5 protein-coding genes and 1 pseudogene are annotated in these 5,799 nt (G+C 43.5%); 4 read left to right on the forward strand and 2 right to left on the reverse strand.

The annotated features are described in order from the left end of the window. Positions 1-4: 4 nt before the first annotated feature. Positions 5-967: an IS1595 family transposase gene (locus tag AB5Y92_RS18905; RefSeq protein ID WP_101318654.1), complete on the reverse strand. Its 963-nt coding sequence runs from the start codon at positions 965-967 to the stop codon at positions 5-7. Here AB5Y92_RS18905 and AB5Y92_RS18910 point away from each other — a divergent pair. Continuing rightward, on the forward strand, positions 966-1,181 hold the full coding sequence (locus AB5Y92_RS18910; protein WP_080574169.1) for a hypothetical protein: 216 nt from the start codon (positions 966-968) through the stop codon (positions 1,179-1,181). The two genes, AB5Y92_RS18905 and AB5Y92_RS18910, sit on opposite strands and share 2 nt — an antisense overlap. 19 nt (positions 1,182-1,200) lie before the next feature. Here AB5Y92_RS18910 and AB5Y92_RS18915 read toward each other — a convergent pair. After that, a pseudogene (locus AB5Y92_RS18915) lies at positions 1,201-1,356 on the reverse strand (transposase); the annotation flags it as partial. A gap of 217 nt (positions 1,357-1,573) precedes the next feature. On the opposite strand from AB5Y92_RS18915, the gene AB5Y92_RS18920 reads away from it, so the two are divergent. From AB5Y92_RS18920 to AB5Y92_RS18930, 3 genes are all read left to right on the forward strand, one after another. Beyond that, positions 1,574-3,808 (forward strand): TonB-dependent hemoglobin/transferrin/lactoferrin family receptor, encoded by a 2,235-nt coding sequence (locus AB5Y92_RS18920; RefSeq protein ID WP_139719231.1) that lies wholly within the window; start codon positions 1,574-1,576, stop codon positions 3,806-3,808. A 368-nt stretch (positions 3,809-4,176) separates the two neighbouring features. Next, a complete protein-coding gene (locus AB5Y92_RS18925; RefSeq protein WP_157830681.1) occupies positions 4,177-4,656 on the forward strand; it encodes a hypothetical protein in 480 nt (159 codons plus the stop codon). A gap of 88 nt (positions 4,657-4,744) precedes the next feature. Beyond that, positions 4,745-5,776, forward strand: coding sequence for an IS630-like element ISAhy2 family transposase (locus tag AB5Y92_RS18930; protein ID WP_101318646.1), 1,032 nt, complete (start codon positions 4,745-4,747; stop codon positions 5,774-5,776). Positions 5,777-5,799 lie beyond the last annotated feature (23 nt).

The raw sequence follows: 5,799 nt of genomic DNA on the forward strand, positions 1-5,799 counted from the left end.
AAGGCTATGTCCCAATTACGTGTTGCATGGGGTGCCCCAGCGCCTCATGCAAACACGCTTTGATATTCACACCCTTCCCATAACGCTCCAGCATCCTGCGCCAACCCAGATAATTCCTCAGGTAGTGCGTCGCCACGCCATGGAAGCGCTCCATCCACTCTTTCAACCGACGGTGATAGCCGTTCACATGCTGAATGTGATACGCGCCGGCCACTCGCTCACCCTGACGATTGCGCACTACTTGATGAGTCACTCCCTGCACTTTACTGAAACTGGCATACACGCCCGCACCATCGCTACACAGCACGGCATCCGGCGAGACAAGGGGCTTTAAGACCGCAATGACTGTTTCGGCATTCATCTTTTCCAACTGAAAATCTGCATGGTGACCTGCACGGTCCTGCACCACCATCACCGGGATGTAATCCGGCCCGGTTCCCCGGGTTCGCCCTTTACCTCCACGACGCCGAGCCAGACGAGGCAATCCCCGTTGCCCCTTGAACGACTCGAGGAAGAAGGTTTCATCGACCTCAACGATACCCTCTTCCCGTGTGGCTTGATGGGCGGCCATGGCACGCAAGAAGCGGTGACGCCAGAGGAAAGCGGTGTTCTTGCTGACCCCGCAGCGCAGCGCTGCCCGGCGGACAGTGAGTCCTTCAATGAGGGCTTGCGCGTAGTCTTCCCAGCACTGCGCTTTACGTAATCTGGCCAAGGGGGTCTTGGTCAGCACGGTACTGGTGCGTAGACAAAGTTTGCAACGGTAGCGACGCAGTCCCCGACTCCATCCCCAGGGGGCCAGCTGATTGGCATCGGCCTGACAATGTGGGCAACCGCTGCATGCAGGTAGCTGGGTATTGAGTGAGGTAATGGTGTGGGGCGCAGTGAGCTCCTGCTGGGCAACACGGCGTTGGCGCAGGGTAAGTTGTGGAAACAGAGACAACAGGTGTTGAAAGGCTGGGGTATCCATGATGGTAGACCTCAAGGTGATGGCCTACTTCAAGCTTAGCCTTTCAACACATAATTGGGACAGCGCCTTGGATAAGCCCCTGCTTAAACAACGGGAAGCTGTCTATGAAGCCGCGCGATGCCAGAATCCTGAACGCTGGTCTGGGAAAACAAGGAACTGGACACCAGTAAGTATGGTGGCGCTCAATCCGGAAAATGAACGCCGGGCAGCATAAAAAACGACAACTACCTTAGCTGGTCAGCAGGCTTACCGTACTGCCTGAGCCAAGTATACAGACTGTGGCTGGATACCCCAAGGGCTCGTGCAACGTCAGCCACCGGCCGTCCGCGCTCGGTGATTTGTTTAACCGCTTCGATTTTGAATGTTTCTGGATAACGCTGACGGGTCATAACACCTCCAATAGTTGCCTCATTTTAAGGCTGTGAGGTGTCTAGGGAACTGGGGGATATTCAACTATTAGTGTTTTTGTTATTTACAATTTCGATGACTAAGTCAGTCAGCCAATCGATTAAAATCATTTCAGTCAATAACGGCGGCGAAGTAGCAACAAGCAGTATATCTATTTTAAATGCTTGCAATTCTTTACCTTGAAAAGGATAATGGTAATTGTTATCATTCGCATCTACGGGTTATGATATGTTTTTAATAAAAAATAGATTTATCATTACATTTTGTTGTACACCATTTATCGTCTTTGCAAGTGAACCTAATGAAGTTATGATTATAAAAGGTAAACGGAATCATGACATAAATGCAATTACCATTGATCAAAAGGATATATCTAAAAATTTAGCTTATGACTTAAAAAGTTTGCTCCGTACACAACCGGATATCGGCGTTACTGATGGTGGTAGATTCGGCTCCAATGGTCTAGCTATTCGTGGAGTTGATGGTGATCGTGTTGGTATTTTTGTTGATGGCATACAACAAGCAGAAACATTTAACAATGAAATATATAAAGGATATGGGTATTTTAATGGCACAATTAATGAAACCGAGGTTGATTGGCTTAAAAAAGTTACGATCAATAGAGGATCTGATTCTATTTTAAATGGCAGTGGTTCTATGGGTGGTAGTATTTCATATGAAACATTATCTCCATCTGACATAATAGATGAGAAAAAAGGTTTTGGTTTTATATCGAAAAGTGCCTTCTATTCTAGAAATGATCAAAAAAAAGAAACGATAGGTTTCGCTAGTGGCAATTCATATATCGACTTCATGATACTAAATACATACAGAAAAATGCATGAAAATAAAAATCACTCACCAGATAATGATGTCTACGGTCGATCAAGGGGAACTCCAGATCCACGAAAAACAAATAGTAATGCAACACTTATAAAGCTGAATGCTTATCTTACTGAAAAGGATACACTGGGGTTTTCTTGGAATGAAAAAAAAGAAAAAACAAAAACAGATGAAAAGTCGTGGGAGCTATTTGGATCAGACGCGAGACTTGGAGATGATCTTTCATTAGCAGGCTCCCTTGGAGCTTACTATGAGCGAGAGCAAAATGGTTTTATTAAAAAGCTAAAAATATCTGCTGGACAACAGTCTATAGATCAATCAGCCATTAGTATTGTGCAAAAAATCAAAACAAATAAAACTGAACAGATATATAACAGGCGAATTAAACAAGATAATAAAACACTAAAGATGTCAATGGACTTTGACAAAGCAAGTACATTTAATATCGACCATGAGTTCGCATTATCTAGCGGGCTAAAAATAAAGAAATTAAAAAATGAAAACGTTGATACAACTTTCTTTTCAAATGACAAACTTGACGAAAACTATTCAATTATCACACCAGTAAAAAGTGAAGAGTATAATATATCATTATTTGATCAGATTAAGCTTAATTCAGCAACAAATCTACATTTAGGTATTAGAAAAGATTGGGTTGCACATAAACCTGGGCAAAGTAAACCAAGCACAACAGGTAATAAAGAGCATCATTATATAGCGCATAATTATTCTGTTTTATCAATGGGTTTTGGGTTAGACTATAAGCCCATTGAAAGCACTACAGTATCATATAAATTGGGCAAAGGATTTAGAACACCAACAGCACAAGAGTTATATTTTGACTTTGGGACAGATGGGGCCGCAAACCGCCTTGAACCTAATAATGAACTTAAAGAGGAAAGTGCAATAACTAATGAAATATCATTAAAGGTTGAAAAAGGCATTATTAATGCGGCTATTAATGGATATCATACAAAATATAGTGATTTTATTGATCTTAAGCAAAGTGAAAGATTAACGACCAATCCTTGGCATCCGCAATGGGGGCCTGAGTTTTTACCCCAGAATCACTTACAGTACACAAACATAGATTCAGCACAAATAAACGGTGTCGATGCATCAATAAAACTTGATGCAAACATTTTTCTACCTGGATTGTCCATAGAGAACAAAATATCTTATCAACATGGTCGAGCATCTAATGGCGACTCTTTAATGGCAGTTCAACCACTTAAAAATATAACCGATCTGAAGTACTCATCATCTAATGGGGAATTTGAAATAGATGGTATGTTAACGTATTCAAAAGGTAAAAAGTTAAGCGATGCCATTAGGAATGGTAAAGAGTGGAAGTATGTTAATGACTCCTATTTTGTTTTTGATTTGATTGGTAAATATCAAATTACTGACTTTGCGTTCTTCAGAGCAGGGATTTTCAATGTCTTCAATCAAGAATATACAACATGGGATGCTATGCGAAGCATTCCAGAGTTTGGCACAACCAACATGATTGATGAGCAAGGAAAGGGGTTGAGTAGGCTCACTTCTCCAGGGAGAAATTTCTCTGCTGAATTAGCATTTATTTTCTGACAAAAACTTTATTTGATACTATACCTTAAAGGAGATGCAAATCATTAATTTTCATCTCCTTCAGAAGTAATATATATTTCTACTTCGTTATGTTAGGGAAGGCGCGAACAAGTTGATCGCGCCTTCATCATCAGAAAGCCCCGAGTGTAGCGGTCACCTGGGGCGGGGAAGTCATGACTTGCTGGTTTATTTGGGCAACAACGCTCCAACAAATTCTAAAAATGAGGTGATTACCAGGATTATATTATTTATTTAAAAACAATTAATATAATATTAATTTCACTAACACTATGTCACAATTAATTTTTTTCAGAAAAATAAGCAACTCTAACAAATAAAGAAAAAAACACACAGATGAGGTACAAATCATGATTCGCAACATATTTGCAACAGCAATTTTTGCAGCGTTACTAATTGGCTGCAATGACAGTAATGACTCCAACACACCACCAACACCAATCGCCCCATCAAACAAAGCCGAGTACAACATTTTTGTTTCTCATGCATCGACTTATCCACGCTCTGTTATCACTGGACTTATCGCTGCTGAATCGTCTAATAAAAACGACGTTTTTGATCTTTATTACTGGAAGGGTACAGAGAAACAGATAGCTGATAATGTTTTTGTTCGTGGTTCCGTTCCGTTGGTCAGCGAAGGCTCACGTTCTGATTGTTATGATGGTTGTGGCCCTGAAACGCCGAAAGAACCCCAAGAGCTGGAAGCTATTTCAAAAATAGTTATGGCCGTACCAGATGGAATGCCTGTAAATCTGGTCATTGAAGAAACATTTATTCGCCGCTCTACTGAGTTGATGACTAGCGATGCACTAAATAACTGTTCCGAATAGTAGATCACTGGAGGAAGGGAACTCAGCCCAGTTTGTGCGATCTCATTAGTCGCCAAACAAAACAAGCCACACCCAAAGGACTGAGTTGATGCCTATCCTACCACCCCTGCCACGGTCACAACGGCGCCGCATTCACAAAATCATCCATGCCACGCGTGATAAAGGGCATGCTCGTCGCTTGATGGCCATCTTGCTGTTACATGAAGGACGCACGATCACTGATGTTCATCACCTTACCGGCGCTGCGCGCTCGACCATCGGTCGTTGGCTTCGGTGGTATCGAGATGAAGGCATAGATGCGCTAGAAGCCTTACCGGCTGGCCGTGCCCCAGTTTTACCTATCGCCAAGATGGTCACCTTACTGGTGCTGCTCATGCAGTTTTCTCCGCAAGATTTTGGTTATCAGCGCAGCCGTTGGTGTACCGAACTATTGGCTATCAAAATCAATCGGTTAACAGGGCTCAATGTGGCCGCCTCCACACTTCGTCGATGGTTACCTCGTATGGGGATTGTCTGGCGCAGGCCCGTGCCGACCTTGCGGATAAAAGACCCGGCCTATCAGGAGAAAATGGCGAATATCGACGCCGCGCTGGCCCGTTGTGATGCGGATAACCCGGTGTTTTATGAGGATGAAGTCGATATAGACCTCAATCCCAAATTAGGGGCCGACTGGATGTTCAGAGCGCAGCAAAAGCGTGTTGTCACTCCGGGGCAGAATGCCAAGCATTACCTGGCAGGCGTTCTTCATGCAGGCAACGGAAGAGTGCTTTACGTCAGCGGGATAAAGAAAAACTCATCCCTGTTTATCGCCATGCTGGAAAAGCTGCGTCACCACTACCGACGAGCCAAAACCATCACGCTGATCCTCGATAACTACATCATTCACAAAAGCAAACAGACCGAGCGATGGTTGAAGAAGAACCCCAAGTTCTGCCTGGTATTCCAGCCAGTTTACAGTCCTTGGGTTAATCACATCGAACGGCTGTGGCACAAGTTACATGAAACCATCACGCGCAATCATCAATGCAGAGGGATGGCCAACCTGCTGGCTCGAGTGAAACACTTCATGGATACCGTGTCTCCTTTCCCGGGGAATGGCTATGGCACAGCGAAGGTGTAGCACTATTAGGATCAGTTATTTAG

This window comes from Aeromonas sp. R1-1 (assembly GCF_040908495.1).
Lineage (GTDB): Bacteria > Pseudomonadota > Gammaproteobacteria > Enterobacterales > Aeromonadaceae > Aeromonas > Aeromonas veronii.